This is a genomic window from Mycolicibacterium tokaiense, assembly GCF_010725885.1.
GTDB classification, from domain to species: Bacteria; Actinomycetota; Actinomycetes; order Mycobacteriales; family Mycobacteriaceae; genus Mycobacterium; species Mycobacterium tokaiense.
The window spans coordinates 4,218,236-4,238,354 of record NZ_AP022600.1 but is presented as its reverse complement, the minus strand read 5'-3'; the positions used below and the strand labels follow the sequence as shown (position 1 = coordinate 4,238,354).

Annotated in this window: 23 protein-coding genes; 6 read left to right on the top strand and 17 right to left on the bottom strand. The window is 68.1% G+C overall.

Annotated elements, in window-relative coordinates:
* Positions 1–819 carry a mycofactocin-coupled SDR family oxidoreductase gene (locus G6N58_RS20670; protein ID WP_115277464.1) on the top strand — a complete coding sequence of 273 codons (819 nt, stop codon included), beginning with the start codon at positions 1–3 and terminating at the stop codon, positions 817–819.
* A 5-nt stretch (positions 820–824) separates the two neighbouring features.
* On the opposite strand, the gene G6N58_RS20665 is transcribed toward G6N58_RS20670, so the two are convergent.
* From G6N58_RS20665 to thyX, 4 genes are all read right to left on the bottom strand, one after another.
* Positions 825–2,024, bottom strand: a complete 1,200-nt coding sequence (locus G6N58_RS20665; RefSeq protein WP_115277465.1) for a TerC family protein — start codon at positions 2,022–2,024, stop codon at positions 825–827.
* Positions 2,025–2,099: 75 nt separating this feature from the next.
* Positions 2,100–3,776 carry a ribonuclease J gene (locus G6N58_RS20660; RefSeq protein ID WP_068916474.1) on the bottom strand — a complete coding sequence of 559 codons (1,677 nt, stop codon included), beginning with the start codon at positions 3,774–3,776 and terminating at the stop codon, positions 2,100–2,102.
* 15 nt (positions 3,777–3,791) lie between these two features.
* On the bottom strand, positions 3,792–4,694 hold the full coding sequence (dapA, locus tag G6N58_RS20655; protein WP_115277466.1) for a 4-hydroxy-tetrahydrodipicolinate synthase: 903 nt from the start codon (positions 4,692–4,694) through the stop codon (positions 3,792–3,794).
* Positions 4,695–4,725: 31 nt separating this feature from the next.
* Positions 4,726–5,478, bottom strand: a complete 753-nt coding sequence (gene thyX / locus G6N58_RS20650; protein WP_068916472.1) for an FAD-dependent thymidylate synthase — start codon at positions 5,476–5,478, stop codon at positions 4,726–4,728.
* A gap of 128 nt (positions 5,479–5,606) precedes the next feature.
* Between thyX and G6N58_RS20645 the strand changes: the two genes are divergently transcribed.
* Positions 5,607–6,110 (top strand): molybdopterin-binding oxidoreductase, encoded by a 504-nt coding sequence (locus G6N58_RS20645; RefSeq protein WP_232067943.1) that lies wholly within the window; start codon positions 5,607–5,609, stop codon positions 6,108–6,110.
* Here the strand turns inward: G6N58_RS20645 and G6N58_RS20640 are convergent.
* From G6N58_RS20640 to G6N58_RS20605, 8 genes are all read right to left on the bottom strand, one after another.
* On the bottom strand, positions 6,088–6,702 hold the full coding sequence (locus G6N58_RS20640; RefSeq protein ID WP_115277468.1) for a sigma-70 family RNA polymerase sigma factor: 615 nt from the start codon (positions 6,700–6,702) through the stop codon (positions 6,088–6,090). The two genes, G6N58_RS20645 and G6N58_RS20640, sit on opposite strands and share 23 nt — an antisense overlap.
* A 44-nt stretch (positions 6,703–6,746) precedes the next feature.
* Entirely contained in the window at positions 6,747–8,285 is a 1,539-nt protein-coding gene (locus tag G6N58_RS20635) for a GMC family oxidoreductase (RefSeq protein WP_115277469.1), read from the bottom strand.
* Between the two features lie 250 nt (positions 8,286–8,535).
* Positions 8,536–9,345, bottom strand: coding sequence for an alpha/beta hydrolase (locus G6N58_RS20630; RefSeq protein WP_115277470.1), 810 nt, complete (start codon positions 9,343–9,345; stop codon positions 8,536–8,538).
* A 218-nt stretch (positions 9,346–9,563) separates the two neighbouring features.
* Entirely contained in the window at positions 9,564–10,127 is a 564-nt protein-coding gene (locus G6N58_RS20625) for a sigma-70 family RNA polymerase sigma factor (RefSeq protein WP_115277471.1), read from the bottom strand.
* Positions 10,128–10,412: 285 nt separating this feature from the next.
* Positions 10,413–11,594, bottom strand: a complete 1,182-nt coding sequence (locus G6N58_RS20620; RefSeq protein ID WP_115277472.1) for an acyl-CoA dehydrogenase family protein — start codon at positions 11,592–11,594, stop codon at positions 10,413–10,415.
* Positions 11,595–11,634: 40 nt separating this feature from the next.
* Positions 11,635–12,840, bottom strand: coding sequence for a winged helix-turn-helix domain-containing protein (locus G6N58_RS20615; RefSeq protein WP_115277473.1), 1,206 nt, complete (start codon positions 12,838–12,840; stop codon positions 11,635–11,637).
* On the bottom strand, positions 12,837–13,316 hold the full coding sequence (locus G6N58_RS20610) for a dihydrofolate reductase (protein ID WP_115277474.1): 480 nt from the start codon (positions 13,314–13,316) through the stop codon (positions 12,837–12,839). The genes G6N58_RS20615 and G6N58_RS20610 overlap by 4 nt, the downstream gene beginning before the upstream one ends.
* Positions 13,313–14,113, bottom strand: a complete 801-nt coding sequence (locus G6N58_RS20605) for a thymidylate synthase (protein WP_115277475.1) — start codon at positions 14,111–14,113, stop codon at positions 13,313–13,315. The genes G6N58_RS20610 and G6N58_RS20605 overlap by 4 nt, the downstream gene beginning before the upstream one ends.
* Before the next feature lie 42 nt (positions 14,114–14,155).
* Here G6N58_RS20605 and G6N58_RS20600 point away from each other — a divergent pair, with 42 nt between their 5' ends.
* Both G6N58_RS20600 and G6N58_RS20595 read left to right on the top strand, forming a co-directional pair.
* Positions 14,156–14,893, top strand: a complete 738-nt coding sequence (locus G6N58_RS20600; RefSeq protein WP_115277476.1) for a dienelactone hydrolase family protein — start codon at positions 14,156–14,158, stop codon at positions 14,891–14,893.
* Between the two features lie 19 nt (positions 14,894–14,912).
* Complete coding sequence (locus G6N58_RS20595; RefSeq protein WP_494337752.1) at positions 14,913–15,830, top strand: HpcH/HpaI aldolase/citrate lyase family protein; 918 nt, start codon at positions 14,913–14,915, stop codon at positions 15,828–15,830.
* Here the strand turns inward: G6N58_RS20595 and G6N58_RS20590 are convergent.
* The 5 genes from G6N58_RS20590 to G6N58_RS20570 are packed head-to-tail and all read right to left on the bottom strand — an operon-like array spanning position 15,824 to position 18,558.
* Positions 15,824–16,291 carry a hypothetical protein gene (locus tag G6N58_RS20590; protein WP_115277478.1) on the bottom strand — a complete coding sequence of 156 codons (468 nt, stop codon included), beginning with the start codon at positions 16,289–16,291 and terminating at the stop codon, positions 15,824–15,826. The genes G6N58_RS20595 and G6N58_RS20590 overlap by 7 nt on opposite strands.
* Before the next feature lie 9 nt (positions 16,292–16,300).
* Positions 16,301–16,753 (bottom strand): flavodoxin family protein, encoded by a 453-nt coding sequence (locus G6N58_RS20585; RefSeq protein WP_115277479.1) that lies wholly within the window; start codon positions 16,751–16,753, stop codon positions 16,301–16,303.
* Positions 16,750–17,205: a hypothetical protein gene (locus tag G6N58_RS20580; RefSeq protein ID WP_115277480.1), complete on the bottom strand. Its 456-nt coding sequence runs from the start codon at positions 17,203–17,205 to the stop codon at positions 16,750–16,752. Before G6N58_RS20580 ends, G6N58_RS20585 begins: the two co-directional genes overlap by 4 nt.
* A 4-nt stretch (positions 17,206–17,209) precedes the next feature.
* Positions 17,210–17,944 (bottom strand): 4-hydroxy-tetrahydrodipicolinate reductase, encoded by a 735-nt coding sequence (dapB, locus tag G6N58_RS20575; protein ID WP_115277481.1) that lies wholly within the window; start codon positions 17,942–17,944, stop codon positions 17,210–17,212.
* A 14-nt stretch (positions 17,945–17,958) separates the two neighbouring features.
* Complete coding sequence (locus G6N58_RS20570) at positions 17,959–18,558, bottom strand: TetR/AcrR family transcriptional regulator (protein ID WP_115277482.1); 600 nt, start codon at positions 18,556–18,558, stop codon at positions 17,959–17,961.
* An 83-nt stretch (positions 18,559–18,641) separates the two neighbouring features.
* Between G6N58_RS20570 and G6N58_RS20565 the strand changes: the two genes are divergently transcribed.
* Both G6N58_RS20565 and G6N58_RS20560 read left to right on the top strand, forming a co-directional pair.
* The gene (locus G6N58_RS20565) at positions 18,642–19,475 is read left to right on the top strand and encodes an SDR family oxidoreductase (protein ID WP_115277483.1); all 834 of its coding nucleotides are present in this window, start codon (positions 18,642–18,644) and stop codon (positions 19,473–19,475) included.
* A gap of 49 nt (positions 19,476–19,524) precedes the next feature.
* Positions 19,525–20,112 carry a tRNA-specific adenosine deaminase gene (locus tag G6N58_RS20560; RefSeq protein ID WP_115277484.1) on the top strand — a complete coding sequence of 196 codons (588 nt, stop codon included), beginning with the start codon at positions 19,525–19,527 and terminating at the stop codon, positions 20,110–20,112.
* Positions 20,113–20,119: the final 7 nt, after the last annotated feature.

Here is a 20,119-nt window from a genome sequence, read left to right as displayed (position 1 = left end):
ATGGGCAGCTTGGACGGAAAAGTCGCGTTCATCACCGGTGCGGCCCGGGGTCAGGGTCGCGCGCACGCGGTCAAGCTGGCCTCCGAGGGTGCCGACATCATCGCCGTCGACCTGTGCGCTCAGATCGACTCGGTCCCCTATCCCCTGGCCACCCCGGATGATCTGGCCGCTACGGTCAAACTGGTCGAGGACACCGGGGCGCGCATCGTGGCCACCGAGGCCGACGTCCGCGACCGGACAGCCCTGAAGTCGGCCCTGTGGGCGGGTATCGACGCACTCGGCACCCCCGAGATCGCCATCGCCAACGCGGGAATCGCCCCCATGGCCGCCGACAACGCCTGGCAGGACGTCCTGGATGTGAATCTCACCGGCGTCTTCCACACCGTCGACGTGGTGATGAAGCCGATGATCAAGGGGGGCCGGGGCGGGTCCATCGTGCTCACCAGTTCGGTGGCCGGCCTGGTGGGGCTGGCCGCACCGATGGCCGGGTCACTGGGCTACGCGGCCGCCAAACACGCCGTCGTCGGGCTGATGCGGTCATATGCGAATCTGCTTGCCCCGTACAGCATCCGGGTCAACTCGATACACCCCGCCGGGGTGAACACGCCGATGATCGACAACGATTTCACCCGCAGCTGGCTCGACGGCCTGGCCCAGCAGTCAGCGGGCCAGGGCCCCGACATGACCAATGCGCTGCCGGTGCAGGCCCTCGAGCCCGAGGACGTGGCCGAGGCGGTGGCCTGGCTGGTCTCGGATGCGGCGCGCTACATCACCGGCGTCACCCTGCCGGTGGACGCCGGCTTCGTGAACAAGCGCTGAGCCGCTCAGGGGTTGCCCGCCTCCATCTGTTCGTGGCGGCGGCGCACCTCGGCGATCTTCTCCAGCAGGTCGGGCTCGTCCTGGGCCAGGGAGTGGTACTTCGGGTCGAGTGATCCGAATTGCTCGCCCTCGGCCACCGCCCGCTGATAGACCCGTTCTCGTTCGGCCATGTCCTGCGTGTAGCCCAGGTCGAGGTACTCGTCGAGGTGCCTGCGCAGGTTGGCGATCGTGGTCTTGGCCTTGCCCTTGCCACTGAACAGCGAGGCCACCACGGTGATGACGAGGACGCCCAGGATCACCCCGAGGGACAGGCCGGTGCTGATCTCGGGCACCGCGACGTGCTCACCGCCGTTGACGAAGGGCAGCGTGTTCTCGTGCAACGCGTGCAGGATCAGTTTCACGCCGATGAACCCGAGGATCACCGACAGCCCCCACGACAGGTAGATCAGCCGTTCCAGCAGCCCGTCGATCAGGAAGAACAGCTGGCGCAGTCCCATCAATGAGAACGCCGTGGCGGTGAAGACGATGTAGGTCTCCTGGGTGAGACCGAAGATGGCCGGGATGGAGTCCAGCGCGAAGAGGATGTCGGTGCCGCCGATGGCCACCATCACCAGCAGCATCGGGGTCAGCACCCGTTTGCCGTTCTCGACGGTGAACAGTTTGTCGCCGTCGTAGTGCTCGGAGGTCCGCAGGAAGCGCCGGGCCAACCGGACGACGAAGTTCTGACCGTCGCCGTGCCCGCCCCCGGACAGCTCCCCCTTGATCATGTTGACCGCGGTGAGGATGAGGATCAGACCGAACAGGTAGAAGATCCAGGCGAACTGGTTGATCAGCGCCGCACCGAGGAAAATGAAGCCGGTCCGGGCAATCAGGGCGAAGACGATGCCGAACAGCAGCACCTTCTGCTGGTCCTCACGCGGCACCGCGAAGCTGCTCATGATGATCAGGAAGACGAACAGGTTGTCGACACTGAGCGCCTTCTCGGTGACGTATCCCGCGAAGTACTCGCCCCCGTAGGTCGGGCCGGCGAACACCAACAGCGCCACGCCGAACACGAGCGCGATACCGACGTAGAACGCCGACCACACCGCCGCCTCCCGCAGCGACGGCACGTGTGCCTTGCGGACATGGAAGACGAAGTCGAACAGCAGCAGCCCCACGATGCCGGCGATCGTGGCCACCCACAGCCAGGACGGTACGTTCACGGGCGCTCTCCTGTCGTTGGGTGGTCTTATCTCCACTCCGACGGCCGGTCAAACCCCCGGGCGGCAGGGACTGAGTCAGACCTCCAGCACCGTGGGCACGATCATCGGCTGACGGCGATAGGTCTCGCCGACCCACTTGCCGACGGCGCGGCGTGCAGCTTGGGCGATCCGGGTCACGTCTGTGACCCCTTGTTCGGCAAGGCTTTCCAGGTCTGCGGCGACCTTGCGCGCGGCCGGCTCCAGCGCCTTGGGGTCCTCGGAGAACCCACGGGAATGCAGGTGAGGCGGGCCGGCGAGCTTGCCGGTGCCGCGGCGGAGAACCACCGTGACCGCGATGAATCCCGACGACAGCACCAGGCGCTCACCGAGGGTGGCATCACCGACATCACCGGTGATGAGGCCGTCGACGAACATCTTGCCCACGGGTACGGCACCGGAGATGGCGACCTTGCCACCCACCAGATCAACGCTGACGCCGTTCTCGGCCAAGACGATCGAGTCCGCAGGCACACCGGTCTGTTCGGCGAGCGCGGCGTTGGCCCGCAGGTGCCGCCAGGTGCCGTGCACCGGCATCACGTTGCGTGGCCGGACACCGTTGTAGAGGAACAGCAGCTCACCCGCATAAGCGTGCCCGGAAACATGGATGCGCACTTGCGCATTGGTGACCACGCGGGCGCCCAGTTTGGCCAGGGCGTCGATCACCCCGAAGATCGCTTCCTCGTTGCCGGGGATCTGCGACGACGACAAGATGATGAGGTCGCCGTCGGTGAGGGTGATGCTGCGGTGCTCACCGCGCGACATCCGCGACAGGGCGGCCATGGGCTCGCCCTGGGTACCGGTGGTGATCAGCACCACGCGGTCGGCGGGCATCATCTCGGCGGCGCCGATGTCGAGCACGTCGTCGTCGGCGACGGTCAGGAAGCCGAGTTCCTTGGCGATCGCCATGTTGCGCACCATCGACCGGCCGACGAACGAGACCTTGCGACCCAGCGCCACCGCGGCGTCGATGATCTGTTGCACGCGTGCGACATTGGAGGCGAAGCAGGCCACGATCACCCGGCCCTCGGCGGAGCGGATCAATCGGTGCAGATTCGGGCCGATCTCACTTTCCGACGGTCCGACGCCGGGGATCTCGGCATTGGTGGAATCGCAGAGGAACAGATCGACACCCGCATCACCGAGGCGCGACATTCCCGGCAGATCGGTGGGCCTGCCGTCCAGCGGCAGCTGGTCGAGCTTGATGTCACCGGTGTGCAGGATAGTGGATCCGCCGGCGTACACGGCGATGGCCAGCGCGTCCGGGATGGAGTGGTTGACGGCGAAGTACTCACACTCGAACACTCCGTGCCTGCTGCTCTGCCCCTCGGCCACCTCGACGAACACCGGCTTGATGCGGTGCTCGCGGCACTTGGCCGCCACCAGCGCCAGGGTGAACTTCGAGCCCACCACCGGAATGTCGGAACGCAGTTTGAGCAGGTGCGGGATGGCGCCGATGTGGTCTTCGTGCGCATGGGTGAGCACCAGCGCCTCGATGTCGTCGAGGCGGCCTTCGATGTGACGAAGGTCGGGCAGGATCAGATCGACACCCGGTTCGTCGTGGCCCGGGAACAAGACCCCGCAGTCGATGACCAGCAGCCGGCCCAGGTGCTCGAAAACCGTCATGTTGCGGCCGATTTCACCGATGCCGCCCAGTGCGGTCACGCGCACACCGCCGGATGCCAGCGGCCCTGGTGGTGCCAGTTCAGTGCTCACGTACGGTCCACCTGCTCACCGCAACAGGCCGGCGGCACGCAGATCGGCAGCCAGCGTCTCGAGTTGTGCGCCGTTGGCGGGCATCTGGGGCAGGCGCGGCTCGCCGACGTCGATGCCCTGCAACCGGAGCCCGGCTTTGGCGAGGGTGACCCCACCCAGGTGGGTCTGCGCCGCGCACAGCGGCGCGAGGGTGAGCGCGATCTTACGGGCGGTGGACAGGTCCCCGGAGTGCAGCGCGGTCACCATGTCGCGCAGCGGGCCGGCGGCCAGGTGACCCCACACGCTGATCAGGCCGGTGGCACCCATGGCGAGCCAGGGCAGGTTCAGCGCGTCATCGCCCGAGAAGTACGCCAACCCGGTCTCGGCCATGATCTGGGCGCCGCCGTGCAGGTCCCCCTTGGCATCCTTGACCGCCACGATGTTGGGATGCCTGGCCAGCTCACGCAGCGTGGGCCACTCGATCGGGATCGAGGATCGCGGCGGGATGTCGTAGAGGATCACCGGACGGTCGGTGGCGTCGGCCACCGCGGTGAAGTGGGCGATGAGCCCGGATTGTGGCGGGCGCGAGTAGTACGGCGTGACGACCAGCAGCCCGTGCGCGCCCTCGGCGGCGGCCGCCGCGGCCAGATGGATGCTGTGCGCGGTGTCGTAGGTGCCGACGCCGGCGATCACGCGGGCCCGGTCACCGACCGCCTCCAGGACGGCCGCCAGCAACGCCCGCTTCTCGTCGTCGGTGGTGGTGGGTGACTCGCCGGTGGTGCCGGAGACGACCAGCCCGTCACACCCGGAGTCGATGAGATGGGCGGCGAGCTTCTTGGCGGTGGGCAGATCCAGCGAGCCGTCCGGGTGAAACGGCGTCACCATGGCAGTCAGGACGGTTCCCAACCGTGCCTGTGCGTCTATCCCACCGGTGCTCACGGGCCTAAGGTTACCCGGCCCTTCAACCCGATCACGCTTCGGTGGCCAGCGGGGATGTCGCCACCTCGGAGCCGTCGGCCAGGGTCGCTATCTCGAAATCGGCGAACACCGCCGGTGCAACCCCGATCAGGCTGCGCAGACACGCGATCGCGAGCCGGCGGATCTCCACGTCGGCATGTTCACTGGCGCGCATCGCGATGAAGTGCCGCCAGGCCCGGTAGTTGCCGGTGACGACGATGCGGGTCTCGGTGGCGTTGGGAAGCACCGCCCGAGCGGCCTGCCGGGCCTGTTTACGCCTCAGGGTGGCGTTGGGTTGACCGGCGAGCTTGTCCTCGAGCTTGCTCAGCAACTCTGTGTAGGCCGCGCGGCTGGCGTCGGCGGCGTCGGCGAACAGTTGCTGCAAATCCGGATCGTCTTCGATTCCCGGCGGCAGCACCACCTCGGACTCGTTTTCGGGGACGTAGCGCTGCGACAGTTGTGAGTAAGAGAAGTGCCGGTGCCGGATCAACTCGTGGGTGCACGAGCGCGAGATGCCGGTGATGTAGAAGCTGACGCTGGCGTGTTCGAGGACCGAGAAGTGGCCGACGTCGATGATGTGCTGCAGGTAACCGGCGTTGGTGGCCGTCCGCGGATTCGGCTTGTCCCAACTCTGGTAGCAGGCACGGCCGGCGAACTCCACCAGCGCCTGGCCGCCGTCGGCGTCGGTGCTCCACGGCACATCAGCAGGAGCGGTGAACTCCGTCTTGGCAATCAGTTGCACCCGCAGCGGGGCGATCTCGGCCACCCGGTGAGCCTAGTACACCGTTGCGTGCCGGTGTGGCAACAACTTCCGCGCCGGGCCTGATAGGTTGCAGCCGGGGACCGTTCACAGGGGGGCATCAGATGGTCGCGTTGACAGGGACACCGAATCGCGTGACGGCGGTTGCGGTGGCAGCAGTGCTGGCGGCCCTGCCGGCACAGACACCCGCTGCCTGGGCAGAGCCCGCGCAGCCCGGTGCGGTCGGTGTCGTCGGCGATGTACAGGCGCCGGGGTCCTACACCCCGGAAGCATTGTGCGCCTTGCCCACTCGCACCGAATCGGTGACGTTTCGCACCCACGCGGGCGAACAGGCGCACACCTACGTCGGCCCGTCGGTGGAGGACCTGGTCACCGCGGCCGGGACTGCGCCGGGCCCCGATCCCGAGCACCCCAACCTGACCGTCGCCATCGTCGCCACCGGCGCCGACGGGTATGCCGCCACTCTGTCGTGGGGCGAGGTCGCCGCCTCGTCGGCGCCGCGGCCTGCGGTGCTGGCGTGCCGCGAGGACGACGCCGCGCTGTCGGCACCCCGCCTGGTGGTCCCCGGCGATCTCACCGGCGCCCGGTACGTCAACGACGTGCAGACGCTCCGGGTCATCGTCCTCCCGGCGAGATAGCATCCGGCGCCTCGGCCGCCTTCCCGCAACTGGTCGCGCTGGGCACCGCGGCGCCGAGCAGCGCCGAGCGCAGCCGCCGGCGCGCTCGGTGCAGCCGCGACATCACCGTGCCCACGGGGATACGCTCCATCTCGGCGATCCGCCGTAGCGGGAACTGGCACACTTCGGCGTAATACAGGGCCACCTGCAGCGGCGCCGGCAATGTGCGCATCCCCGCAGTCAACTGGTCGTCCGGCATCCGCGCCAACGCCGTGTCCTCCGCCGACGGTGCCTGCATACGCATCTGCCGCTCCACCGGGACGTCCGCGTCGGACACGCTGCCGGCCAACACCTCGCGCGGTCGGCTCCGGGTCTTGCGATGATTGTCGATCCACGTGTTGACCATGATGCGCACCAACCACGCCCGCAGGTTGGCATCGCTTGTCCGCGAACCGAATCCGAGCCACGCCTTGATGATGGTGTCCTGCACCAGGTCTTCGGCGTCGTGGACGTTGGTGGTGTAGCGACGAGCAACCCTCATCAGGTCCTCCCGCAGCGGTAGCGCCCCGGCGATGAAGTGCTGGTGATCGGCGTCGAACGTCCCTGGTCTCATCTTCCCCCCTCAACCGAACGCAGCGGCTGCGTTCGGTCCGTACCTCAGTTGTGGTGACCTGCAATGAGGTCGGCTGCCTTCTCCCCGATCATGATCGTGGCGGCGTTGGTGTTGACGGTGGGAATCGTGGGCATGACGGACGCGTCGGCCACCCGCAGTCCGGCGAGGCCGTGCACCCGCAGATCAGGACCCACCACCGCGTCCTCTCCGGTCCCCATCGCGCAGCTGCCGACGGGGTGGTAGTAGGTTCCGGTGTTGCGGGCCAGGAACTCTCGCAGATCCGACTCATCGGTGACACCCGGCCCGGGCAGCACCTCACGACCCCGCCACGGGGCGAACGGTTCGGCCGCCGCGATGTCGCGCGCCACCTGCAGACCGTGCAGCATGCGCCGGACATCGGCCTCCTCCCCCAGGTAGTTCGGATCGATCAGCGGCGTGCCCTCCGGGTCCGGCCCGGCCAGACGGATCGATCCGCGCGACTCCGGTACCAGCGCGATCGCCAGGGTGTAGCTGTTGGCCGGGGCCACCAGATGCGGCGAATGGAAGGGGACGTGGATGAACATCAGCTGCATGTCGGGGCCCGGGAGCGACGGGTGGCTGCGCCACACCATCGACGATTCGGCGTGGTTGGTCTGCGCCGGCGGAATCGGTTGAGCTGCCTCGTATACCACGCCGCAGAGCGGGTGGTCGTGTAGGTTCTTGCCCACGCCCGGCAGGTGATGGACGACGGGGACGCCGACCGCCTCGAGCTCGGCTGCCGGTCCGATACCGGAGAGCAGAAGCAGCCGTGGGGAATCCACTGCTCCTGCGGAGACGATCACCTCGGCATCGGCGTGCACGGTACGAAGCTGCCCGCCCTGGTTCACCTCGACACCGACACACCGGTTGTCCTCGATCAGCAGGCGGTGCACCCGGGACTGCGCCGAGACGGTGAGGTTGGGTCGGGTGCGCCGGATCGGGTTCAGGTAGGCCACCGCGGTGCTCTGGCGTGAGCCGGCCGTGATCGACAGATCGTGCCAGCCCGCACCCTCGGCGACCGCGCCGTTGAAATCGTCGGTCAGCGGGTGGCCTGCAGCTGCCGCGGCGTCGAGGAAAACCCCCGACAGCGGGTTCGCCATCTCGGCCGAAACCGGAGCGGGTGCCATGGGCCCATCGGTGCCGCGGTAACGCGGGTCGGCCCCGGGCACTGACTCGATGCGCCGGAAGTAGGGCAGCACCGAATCGTAGTCCCAACCGGCACAGCCTTTTCTGGCCCAGGAATCGAAGTCGTTGGGATGCCCGCGCAGGAACACCATCGCGTTGAGACTGCCGCTACCCCCGAGGACGTGCCCGCGAGGCCAGTTGTGGGGCAGTCCGCCGGTACCCGGCTGGGGCACAGTGTCGTAGGCGTAGTCGACCGCAGAACCCCACAGAGTCGGCCAGGCGGCCGGTGTGGTGATCTCCGGACGGGTTTCGTCCGGACCCGATTCGAGCAACAGCACTCGAGCCGAGGGGTTTTCAGAGAGCCGGGCAGCCAGCGCGCAGCCGGCCGAACCGGCGCCGATGACCACGTAGTCATAGCGGTCGGCGGGTGTTTGTGACATGGGTGTCCTCCGGAATCGGCGGGGACCGTGCGGTTCCCGGGTGTGGTGGGCGGCGCGCGCTCAGGGTGCCGTTGCAGGATGAAGTCGAAGTGCGATCCCGCACTGTGGAACGGCCCGAGAACGGTTGCGGGCGTGGCGCGCTCAGTGTGGTGGTTCAGTTCGACCAGCAGCATCGACAGCGTGGTTCCTCGTGGCTGTGTCGGGCGGGGGTGGCCGGCGATCGCTCGCCGGCCCTCCCCTGCGGGTGCGCTCAGTCGCGCGTCGAGGTGGCGGCCTGGTTGATCAGATCGGCCACCGCATCCGGCGCAGACACCGTGACTGCGTGCGACGCAGTGATCTCGACGTTGTGCGAGTTGGCGCGCTGGCCCATGAATCGCATCGATTCCGCCGGGATGGCCAGGTCCTGGGTGGTGATCAGGTTCCAGGACGGAATGGTCTTCCAGGCCGCCTTGGTGGCAGGTTCTTCGAGCGCTGCCGCCGCGATCGGCCGCTGGGTCGCAGCCATCTGTGCGGTGATGTGGGCGGGAACGTCGGCAGCGAACACGCGCTGGAACTGGTCCTGCCTGATGTAGAGGTCGGTGCCTTCGCCGCCGCCAGGCAGCGGGAAGGGCACGCTGTCGAGTGCGGTCCCGAGCTGGGCACCGGGATACTTGGCGGCCAGTTCGCCGGTGCTCTCCCCCGGCTCGAGGATGAAGCTGGCGACGTACACCAGCGCCTTGACGTTCGGCAGCCCGTCGGCAGCCTGGCTCATGACCGATCCGCCGTAGGAGTGCCCCGCCAGGACCACCGGGCCGGGCACACCGGCGACCACGCTGCGCACATAGTCGGCGTCGGAGGCCAGGCCGCGCAACGGGTTGGCCACCGCGAGCACCGGATAACCGTCAGCTTCCAGCTTGCTGACCACGCCGTTCCAGCTGGACGAATCGGCGAAGGCGCCGTGCACCAGCACCACGGTCGGCTGGTTGGCCGGCGGCGCGGGTTCCGCCGCAGCGCCGCCGGTGCCCGCGGCGAACATCGTCGCCACAACGCCCATGGTCATCGTCAGAACCGTCTTCAACATGTCATGCCCTTCTGGGAGGTGGAGTAGCGACGTAGGCCGCTGCTGTGTGGAACGCAATATATTGCATTCTGCATTCCTCACTTTGTCAAGGAACTTCCACGTGAATTCGGCACGACACCATGGCCCCGGATGGTCCGGAGCCACGGTCTGCTTTCCCGTTACGGGAAGGTCAAGCCGACTACGACGTCGGCGAGCCGCGAGATGCCCCCACCGTCAGCTCACGCGGCCGCGGCCACCGATAGTGATTTCCGCAGCATCAGCCGGCCGCGGTGCATCCGCGACATCACCGTGCCGGCGGGCACCTTCATCACGGCTGACACCTCACGATGCGACAACCCGACAATGACGACGTAATACAGTGTCAGACGCAGCTTTTCAGGGAGTTCCAGCACTGCCGACAGCAGGTCCTCATCGGCGAAGCCCAGCAGCGCAAGATGCTCAGCGGAACTCTCGTGTTGCGCGCGCCGCGGGACCGTGTCGAGATACCCGTCGCTGACGTCGCCGACCAGCGCTTCCGTCGGCCGACTCAACCCTGCCCGGTAATTGTTGATCCAGGTATTCCGCATGATCCGCAGCAGCCAGGCCTTGAGATGGCGATCCTGTCCGAAGGTGTGGAATGCACGGTAGGCCTTGAGGAGCGTCTCCTGGACCAGATCCTCGGCGTCGGCGGTGTTGCCGGTGTACATCCTGGCCCGGCGGAACAGGTCGTCCGCCAACGGCATCACCTGAGTCTCGAAAGTGGGCTCGGCGGTTGCCACATCAGCACTGGCACAGATTGTCATGTCAACTCTCGTTCGAACGTCGGCGTTTCTCGGCTGCGTTCATGATTGCCGGCGCGGCAACGCGTTACATGGCGAAGGCCTGGAGATCAGATGGAGATTTCCGGGCCGCCCTGAGCGCAGGTGGGTTGCGATCGGACTGACCGGTGCGTGGCCGGGACGCCCAGGGTCGCCACCCTCCTCGCGCCGCAGCGCGGTGGGTCCGCAGGAACTGCGTGAGCGGACCGATACCTTCTGCCTCTGCCACACCGTCTTACACGTGCCCGCAAGCAGAACTATTCACCGGTGTCAGAACAACGGCAGCCCGGGCTCGCGGCCGAGCCAGACCCGGCCGGCCGCTTCCAGGAACACCCGGGAATGGTTGGCGTGCTGCAAGGTCGCCATCCCGTCGCGGAAGATCTGCTCGATCGGGTTACGCCGGTACAGTGCAGCCGATCCCGCCGCTTCGTACACCGCCACCAGCGTCTGTCTGCTGACTTCTGCGGCGTGGCTCATGGCCGCCCGGAAGGCGGCTCGCTGGTGCAGTGTCACGGCGTCACCGCGCTCGGCAGCCGTGGACAGCGCATCGGCGGCGTCGAAGAGCAACAGGTGTGCGGCGGCCACCGCGGCGTCCGACTTGGCAACGGTGTACTGAAAATGCGGGTCATCGGCGCGCTGCGCGGTGGTGGTCGACGACGTGCGCTCCGACAGTGCGATCAGTTCTTCGATCGCCGATCTGGCCACCCCGAGGGCCACCGCGGTGGCTCCGCCGAAGACCAGGGCCGGCAGATAGCCGCGGTAGAGGGGGCGGTCGATCCGCGGGGGTTCGGACAGCTGCGCGGACACCAGATCGGCGGGGATCACCAGATTCTCGATCTGTGCGTTGTGACTGCCGGTGCCCCGCATGGCAGTGACGTTCCACGCGTAGTCCACGGTGAACTGATCCGAACGCACCGCGCACAGGCGCAGGTCGGGCGCCCCGTCGACCAGACGCGGCGCTCCGCCCTCGGTGACGACGGCGCACACCACCAGCCAGTCCGCGTGCGTCACGCCGGTCACGATGGGGAAGGTCCCGCTCAGCCGGAACCCACCGGCGATTCGTTCCGCGGTGCCGACGCGCCCGGAGTTCGCCAGGATCGGCTCCTGAACACCTCCGAAGATGGTGGCGGCGCCGGCCTCGCTGAGCAGGGCGGCGATGAAGCCGAAGTTGGCGTTCCAGACGAGCAGGCCCGTGGAGGCGTCCACCCGGCCGAGACCTTCATACACCCCGAGCGCCGTGGTCAACCGGGTCTCGCTACCGCCGTATTCGCGCGGGGTGAACATCCGCAACGCACCGGAGTCCCGCAACGCGTCCCGCAGGCGTTGCGGTGCGGCACTGCGCAATTCCTTCTCCAGCGCGGTGGCCTCGATGACCGGCCGCAGCAGCGCGGGCAGAAGTGCGGGATCCACCGGCGATGCGGGGTCGACGACAGCACTGGATGATTCGCTCATGCATCTGTAGACGCCTGCGGGCGCCTACAGATTCACCGCGTCAGAACAACGGCCGCAGTGAAGGCACCAGATCCCCCCGCCGGCCCACCGCGACACCGCCCAGCCCCAGCCACTGCGCCATGGTGGACAGTTCGGCCGCCAGGGCACGCGCCACCCGCGCCCGGTCCTGCCCGTCTTCGGTGAACGCGCCCACCACCTGCAGGACGTCGGCCGTCCGGTCGGCCTTCAGGTCGACCCGGCCCACCAGCTGGCCGTCCAGCAGAAACGGCCACACGTAATAGCCGAACTGGCGCTTGGGTGCCGGGGTGTAGATCTCGATGCGGTAGTGGAATCCCCACAGTCGTTCCACCCGGGGCCGGAAAAAGATCAGCGGGTCGAACGGGCACAGCAGCGCGGTACCCCGGTCGGCGCGGGGCACGGTCTGCCCCGCCCGCAGATACGCCGGCGCCGGCCAGCCCTCGACCTGCACCTGGTCCAGCTCACCCTCGGAAACCAGTTGCGCCAGCGCTGGTTTCACCTGCCCGGCGGTCAGTCGGAAGTAGTCCCGGATGTCGGCTTCGGTGGCCAGCCCCAGGGCACCGGCGGCCCGCAGGGTCAACTCGCGCACGGCCTGGGCGTCGTCGACCTCACGGGCGAGCACCTGCGGGGGCAGTACCCGCTCGGTCAGGTCGTAGTGCCGGGCGAAGCCCACCCGCGTCGCCGTGGTCAGCACGCCGGAGGCGAACAGCGCCTCGGCCACCCACTTGGTGTCGCTGCGGTCCCACCACGGACCTTTCCGACCCCGGGGTTCGGACTCCAGGTACGCCTCGATCTGGCCGGCCGTGGCGGGCCCCAGCTCGGTGACCGCGGCCACCACGTCGTCGACGAGCTGTGGGTTCTTGGCGACGATCTCGGTTCCCCACCGCCCGTGCCGGTACTGCCGCATCCGCCAGCGCAGCAGCGGCCAGTCCTCCACGGCCATCAGGGCCGCTTCGTGCGCCCAGTATTCGACCAGCAGGCGCGGCGCCTTGGCGCTGTGGCTCCAGGCGGCGCGGTCCAGCACGTCGCGGTCATAGGGGCCCAGCCGGCTGAAGATGGGCGCGTAGTGGGCGCGCACCGCCACCGACACCGAATCCAGCTGCAGCACCTGGATGCGGGAGATGAGCCGGCGCAGGTGAGCCCGGTTCACCGCGCCGCGGGGCGCGGATTCGGTGAATCCCTGTGCGGCGACGGCAACCCGGCGCGCCTGCGCCCGGGTGAGCGTCACGACCGGGTGTAGCTGTAGAACCGGTAGCGCAGCCCCGACGAGCTGTCCTGCCAGTTCCCTTCGGTGCCGGTCCACGATTCGTCGAGCATCGGAGCCAGCGCGTCGTCGTCCTCGCGGCGCAGGTCGATGTCGACCTCGGTGACCTCACAGCGGGTGGCGTGGGGCAGTGCCAGGCCGTAGACCTGTGAACCGCCGATCACCCACGCATCGCTGAAATCCACCTCGTCGAGCGAGGTGATCACATCTGCTCCGTCAGCCATGAAGTCAGTTTGCCGGGTGAGTACGACATTCTTGCGGCCCGGCAGCGGCCGGAACTTCTCGGGCAGGGATTCCCACGTCAACCGGCCCATGATCACCGTATGACCCATGGTGAGTTCCTTGAACCGCGCCATGTCCTCGGGAACGTGCCAGGGGATGCCGTTGTCGCGCCCGATCACCCCGGACGACGACTGCGCCCAGATCAGGTTCAGTGTCATACGGCGACCGGCGCCTTGATGCCGGGGTGTGGATCGTAGTTCTTGATCTCGATGTCCTCGTAGGTGTAGTCGAAAATCGAATCGCGTTGCGCCAGAACGAGTTCCGGATACGGCCTGGGCTCGCGTCCGAGTTGGGTGCGCACCTGCTCGACGTGGTTGTCATAGATGTGGCAGTCCCCGCCGGTCCAGACGAACTCCCCGACGCCCAACCCGGCCTGGGCCGCCATCATGTGCGTCAGCAGCGCATACGACGCGATGTTGAACGGCACCCCGAGGAACAGGTCCGCGCTGCGCTGGTACAGCTGGCAGCTCAGCTTGCCCTCGGCGACATAGAACTGGAAGAACGCGTGGCACGGCGGCAGCGCCATCTGCGGAATCTCGCCGACGTTCCATGCCGAAACGATGTTGCGACGGGAGTCCGGATCTGTGCGCAGCAACTGCAGCGCCGCGCTGATCTGGTCGATGTGCTCCCCCGACGGCGTGGGCCACGACCGCCACTGGACGCCGTAGACCGGACCCAGTTCGCCTGTCTCGGAAGCCCATTCGTCCCAGATGGAAACCCCGCGCTCCTGCAGCCAGCGCACGTTGGAGTCGCCGCGCAGGAACCACAGCAATTCGTAGACGATGGACTTCAGGTGCACCTTCTTGGTGGTGATCAACGGGAAGCCGGCACCCAGGTCATAGCGCAACTGGTGGCCGAACACGCTGCGGGTACCCGTCCCGGTGCGGTCCGACTTGGGGGTGCCGTGGGCGAGCACGTGGCGCAGCAGATCCTCATAGGGAGTGGCAATCGGCACCCGCTCAGCTTACGTGCACGGTGTCGGAGTACAACGGATCCCATGCCGATCGCGACCGACACCGTGACCACCGCCGACGGGACGTGCCGCGTCACCGTCGCCACCCCGGACGGCGACGGGCCGTGGCCGGGTGTGGTGATGTATCCCGACGCCGGCGGACGCCGCCCCACCTTCGACCAGATGGCCGCCGAACTGGCCGGCCACGGCTATGTGGTGGTGGTGCCGGACGTGTACTACCGCAGCGGCGACTGGGCGCCGTTCGACATGGGCACGGTGTTCGGTGACCCCGACGAACGCAAGCGGCTGTTCGCGATGATCGGCTCGGTCACCCCCGAGGCCATGGCCACCGACGCCAGCGCCCTGTTCGACTATCTGGCCGCGCGCCCCGACGTCCGGGGTGAGCGGTTCGGCACCACCGGTTACTGCATGGGTGGGCGGACGTCCATCACCGTCGCCGGCCGTGTCCCGGACCGGGTGGCGGCGGCCATGTCCTTCCACGGCGGCGGGCTGGTCACCGACGACGCCGACAGCCCGCACCGGTGGGCCGACCGGATCCAGGCCCGCGTCTACGTGGCCGGCGCCGCCGAAGATCAGTCGTTCACCGCAGACGACGCCGAGACGCTGGACAAGGCGCTCACCGCGGCGGGCGTCGAGCACACCGTCGTCGTCTACGACGCCGGGCACGGCTTCGCGGTGCCCGACAATGCTCCGTATGACGAGGCCGCAGCGCAGCGGCACTGGGACGCGATGCGTGAGGTCTTCGCCGCGGCGCTGCCGTGACCGTGCGACCATAGGCGCCGTGTATGACCAGGTGGACCCGACCCATTCCGACGACCAGCCCGCCGGTTCACGGATAGACCCGCTGCTGGCCCGCAGCTGGCTGCTGGTCAACGGGGCCCAGCAGGACCGTTTCGCCGCCGCGGCGCGCTCCCGCGCCGACATCGTGGTGCTGGACATCGAAGATGCCGTGGCGCCCAAGGACAAGGCGCTGGCCCGGGACAACGTGGCCCGTTGGCTGGCCGACGGCAACAGCGACTGGGTGCGCGTCAACGGCTTCGGCACCCAGTGGTGGGCCGACGACCTCGAACTGCTGTCCGGGACGTCCGTCGGCGGGGTGATGCTGGCCATGGTGGAGTCGGTGGACCATGTGGTGGAGACTGCCAAGCGGTTACCCGGTGTCCCCATCGTCGCGCTGGTGGAGACCGCGCGCGGGCTGGAGCGGATCACCGAGATCGCCGCGGCCAAGGGAACCTTCCGGCTGGCCTTCGGCATCGGTGACTTCCGCCGCGACACCGGTTTCGGGGACAACCCGGCGACGCTGGCCTACGCCAGGTCGCGGTTCACCATCGCAGCCAAGGCCGCCCACCTGCCCAGTGCCATCGACGGGCCCACCATCGGTACCAGCGCGCTCAGGCTCATCGAGGCCACGGCGGTGTCCACGGAGTTCGGGATGACCGGAAAGATCTGCCTGACGCCGGATCAGTGCGCCACGGTCAACGAGGGGCTGTCCCCGTCGAAGGACGAGATCAGTTGGGCCAAGGAGTTTTTCGCCGAATTCGAACGCGACGGCGGCGAGATCCGCAACGGGTCGGACCTGCCCCGGATCGCCAGGGCCAACAAGATCCTGGATCTGGCCCGGGCCTACGGCATCGAGGAGTCACCGTTCGACGACTCCGAAACCCACGCCCCGGCGCCCTCGGACACCTACCACTACTGAGTGTCGTGCGCCCGGCGCCGCGACTGCAGGTAGGTGGCCAGGGCACGCAGCACACCCCGGGCGGCGTAGACGGCTGCCACGACGCACAGCACGATCAGCACGATGAACATCACCAGCCAGTTGGACCGGCTGTGGCTGACGTTCCACCAGACGATGGTGAACAGGACCGCGCAGACGAACACCACGATGTCACGCCAGTTCCCCTGGTAGGAGGTGGCGATCTGGCGCAGCTCCCGGTTCTTGTCCACCGCGGCGATCAGGTCGTCGATCCGCAGGTCGATCACCCGCTGCAGCTCGGCGCGCCGCTCCACCTGCTCGGCCGGTATCAGCTCCAGCAACTCCATGTCCTGCTTGATCAACGCCCGCACGTCGGGCGCGCGCATGTTCCCGGCCGCCAGTCCCAACAGTGCGCCACCGGCGATGGGCGCGCCCGCGAGGGCGATCTCAGCGAGACCGGGCATCGGCTCCCCCTAGTTCATCAGTGTCGCGGCGAGGGTACCGCCCAGTTCGCGGGCGCGTGACCGCATGTCGGCATCAACATCGCCGGTGACGTGCAGGACCTCTGCCGCCGGGCGCAGCGCCAGCCCGGTGGCCAGCCGCTGCACGGCCGCCGCGGCGCCGGCGGTGTCGTCGTTGCCGTGCACCCACAGACCGTAGGGCCGCCCGGCCACGTGATCCAGGATCGGGTAGTAGACAGTGTCGAAGAAGTGCTTCAGCGCGCCCGACATGTAGCCGAAGTTGGCCGGGGTGCCGAACAGGTAGCCGTCGGCGGCCAGCGCGTCGGGCAGCGTGGCGGCCAGCGCAGGCCGGACCACGATGTCGACGCCGGTAATCTCGGGGTCCCTGGCGCCGTCGAGCACCGCTTCGAGCACCTCACGGGTGGACGGTGACGGAGTGTGGTGGACCACCAGCAGCGTGGTCACCGCTGCTGCCGCTCCTTCTCGACGGCGGTACGCATGGCTTCCCGGGCACGGCTGCGGTCACCGGCGTAGTCGTACGCCCGCGCCACCCGGTACCAGCGCACCCAGTTGTCGGGGTCGGCGTCGAGTTCGGCACGCACGGTGGCGAACAGCTGGTCGGCCGCGTCGCGTTCGATGCGGCCCGACGCCCGTCGCGGCAGGTCGCTGACATCGAGATCCATCCCCGCCTCACGGGCCCGGCGGGCCAGGTGCTGGTGGGCGAACCCGGCGCGCAGCGTGGCGAACATCGCCCAGGCCCCGACGATCGGCAGTAGTAGCAGCGCGATCCCCAGACCCACCGGCGCCGGCCGCCCGTCGGCGATCAGCGCCACGGCGATGCGACCCAGCATCACGAAGTACAGGACCAGGGCCAGGCAGAAGAACCCGATCAGGAGCTGGGTGCGCAGGGCCCGCACGGCGTCAGAGGTCCATCAGGGGTTCGATGCCGACGGTGAGCCCGGGCCGGGACGCGATGGCGCGCACCGCCAGCAGCACACCGGGCACGAACGAGGTGCGATCCAGGCTGTCGTGCCGGATGGTCAGCGTCTCCCCCATGGTGCCGAACAGGACTTCCTGGTGGGCGATCAGCCCGGCCAGGCGCACCGAGTGCACCCGTACGCCGTCGACGTCGGCACCCCGGGCGCCGTCGAGGCCGGTGCTGGTGGCGTCGGGACTCGGCGGCAGGCCCTGACGCGCTTGCGCGATCAGGGCGGCGGTGCGCGCGGCGGTGCCCGATGGGGCATCGGCCTTGTGGGGGTGGTGCAGTTCGATGACCTCGACGGACTCGAAGAAGCGGGCGGCCTGCTTGGCGAAGTGCATGGACAATACGGCGCCGATGGCGAAGTTGGGGGCGATCAGCACGGCGCTGCCGGGCCGCTCGGACAGCCAGCTGCGTACCTGGTCGATGCGCTCGTCGGTGAAGCCGGTGGTGCCGACGACGGCGTGGATCCCGTTGTCGATCAGGAACTTCAGGTTGTCCATCACCACGCTCGGATGGGTGAAGTCGATGACCACCTCGGTGCCGCTGTCGGTCAGGGTGGACAGCGGATCCCCGGCGTCGACGCCGGCCGACAGTTCCAGATCGTCGGCCTCCTGCACCGCCGCCACCATGGTGGCCCCGACCTTGCCCTGTGCTCCCAGCACTGCGACTCGCATGCCCAGCAGCGTAGTCAGCGAAAACGGGCCGCCTCGGCCAGGGCACGGGTGATGAGGCCGGCCTGGGTGGCAGCCCTGTCGACTTCGGGGTACTTCGGGTCGAACATCCCGGCCAGGTACAGGCTGGCATACCCGTGACACGCGGCGATCTCGTGTTCCACCAGCCGCAGCGCCGCGGGGACGTCGCCGGCGGTGACCTCCAGTGCCGGCGCCAGGAAGGCGTCGCTGAGTGAACGGGTGACGGCCAGGTCCGCGTCGGGCAGGTCGCGTAAGTCGTTGCCGAAGATCACGTCCCAGCCGATGCGTCGCCGGATCACAAACCGCACATAGGCCTGCGCGGTGGCCTCCATCAGGTCCAGCGGATCATCGCCGGCCACCTTGTCGACGGCCGCCTGCACCTCAGCGCCGAATTCCTGCGCCGCGGCGGTGGTGACGGCGGCCAGGAACGCCTTGCGATTCGGAAAGTGCCGGTACGGTGCCGCCGCGCTGACACCGGCGCGCTTGGCGGCGTCGGCCACCGACAGCGCTGCGATCCCGTTGGCCGCCACCATCTCCAGCCCGGCGTCGATCAGCGCGGCACGCAGATCGCCGTGGTGGTAGGTGGAGCGTGCCATGCACTAGTAATAGCACCTCCTTGACAGGATGTAAGAGGGTTCATACATTTAGATGTAAGAGTCTACTTACTTCAGGAGGAAGCATGACCACGTGGTTCATCACCGGATCATCACAAGGACTGGGTGCCGCGATCGCCCGGCACGCTCTGGAGCAGGGAGACCAGGTCGCAGCCACCGCCCGTGACCCGCAGAAGGTCACCGATGCACTGGGCAGCGACGATGGTCTGCTCCCCCTGCCCCTCGACGTCACCGAGCCCGCGCAGATCGAGCGGGCGGTGAGGGCCGCGGTCGAGCGCTTCGGCCGGATCGACGTGGTGGTCAACAACGCCGGCCGCGCCCTGCTGGGCGTGCTGGAAGAGATGGGAGACAAGCAGATTCGTGATCAGTTCGATCTCAACGTCTTCGCCACCATCGACGTCATCCGCGCCGTCCTGCCGACCCTGCGCGCCCAGCGATCCGGAACCATCGTCAACGTCAGCTCCGCAGGCGGGGTGGTCGGCTTCCCGGCGTCGTCGATGTACAACGCCACCAAGTTCGCCGTCGAAGGGTTGACTGCCGGGCTGCGCCACGATCTGGCCCCGTTGGGCATCTCGGTACTGGCCATCGAACCGGGCGCGTTCCGCACCGACTTCCTGGAATCCGACACGGTGTGGACGCCCGAGGATGACGGTGCGATCGCCGACTACGACGGCAGCCCGGCGCGCGAGACCCTGGCCGGGATCGGGCCGATGAACCAGACCCAGGAAGGTGACCCCGCCAAGCTGGCAGCGCTGGTCTTCGACGTGGTGACCGCGGGCGATCCGCCGACCCGGCTGCCGATCGGCCCGGACGCCGTTGCTGCGACCGAGGGCCGGGTGGCCTCCGATGCCGCCGACCTGGCCCCCTGGCGCGAGCGGTCGCTGGATACCAGCTTCTGAGACGGTCCGGCCAGCCAGCGCAGCCGGCCCCGCGACGTTAGGGTTCTCCATGCCCGACCAGACATCCAGCGCGATGGTGGCGCGACTGCTCGACGTCATCGAGAACGAGATCGTGCCCCTGACCGAACGCGGCGTCGCTGCCGGAAACAAAGTTTTCGGCGCGGCGCTGCTGCGCAAATCGGACCTGTCCCTGGTCATCGCAGGCACCAACGACGAGACCGACAATCCCCTGTGGCACGGCGAGATCAATACCCTGCGCCAGTTCTACGAGCGGCCCGAGCGTCCGTCGACCAGGGAGCTGATCTTTCTGACCACTCACGAGCCCTGCACCCTGTGCATGTCGGCGATCACCTGGGCGGGATTCGACAACTTCTACTACTTCTACAGCCACGAGGACTCCCGCGACGCGTTCGCCATCCCACACGACCTGGTGATCCTCAAGGAGCTGTTCGGTCTCGAACCCGGTGGTTATCGCCGGCGCAATGAGTTCTGGACGGCCTATGCGATCGATGACCTCATCGCGGCCGTGGACCAGCCGGAGCTCTCAGCACAGCGTGACCGTATCCGCAGGCAATACGACGCGATGTCGGACCAGTATCAGAAGAGCAAGGGCGACAACAACATTCCGCTGAACTGACGCACGG

Excerpts from the sequence above, each read along its gene's own strand:
- G6N58_RS20670 (WP_115277464.1), top strand. The coding sequence starts at position 1 with ATGGGCAGCTTGGACGGAAAAGTCGCGTTCATCACCGGTGCGGCCCGG.
- G6N58_RS20570 (WP_115277482.1), bottom strand. The coding sequence starts at position 18,558 with ATGGCACGCTCCACCTACCACCACGGCGATCTGCGTGCCGCGCTGATC.
- G6N58_RS20620 (WP_115277472.1), bottom strand. The coding sequence starts at position 11,594 with ATGAGCGAATCATCCAGTGCTGTCGTCGACCCCGCATCGCCGGTGGAT.
- G6N58_RS20610 (WP_115277474.1), bottom strand. The coding sequence starts at position 13,316 with ATGACACTGAACCTGATCTGGGCGCAGTCGTCGTCCGGGGTGATCGGG.
- G6N58_RS20630 (WP_115277470.1), bottom strand. The coding sequence starts at position 9,345 with ATGTTGAAGACGGTTCTGACGATGACCATGGGCGTTGTGGCGACGATG.
- G6N58_RS20625 (WP_115277471.1), bottom strand. The coding sequence starts at position 10,127 with ATGACAATCTGTGCCAGTGCTGATGTGGCAACCGCCGAGCCCACTTTC.
- G6N58_RS20560 (WP_115277484.1), top strand. The coding sequence starts at position 19,525 with ATGCCCGACCAGACATCCAGCGCGATGGTGGCGCGACTGCTCGACGTC.
- G6N58_RS20565 (WP_115277483.1), top strand. The coding sequence starts at position 18,642 with ATGACCACGTGGTTCATCACCGGATCATCACAAGGACTGGGTGCCGCG.
- G6N58_RS20600 (WP_115277476.1), top strand. The coding sequence starts at position 14,156 with ATGCCGATCGCGACCGACACCGTGACCACCGCCGACGGGACGTGCCGC.
- G6N58_RS20635 (WP_115277469.1), bottom strand. The coding sequence starts at position 8,285 with ATGTCACAAACACCCGCCGACCGCTATGACTACGTGGTCATCGGCGCC.
- G6N58_RS20590 (WP_115277478.1), bottom strand. The coding sequence starts at position 16,291 with ATGCCCGGTCTCGCTGAGATCGCCCTCGCGGGCGCGCCCATCGCCGGT.
- dapB (WP_115277481.1), bottom strand. The coding sequence starts at position 17,944 with ATGCGAGTCGCAGTGCTGGGAGCACAGGGCAAGGTCGGGGCCACCATG.
- G6N58_RS20640 (WP_115277468.1), bottom strand. The coding sequence starts at position 6,702 with ATGAGACCAGGGACGTTCGACGCCGATCACCAGCACTTCATCGCCGGG.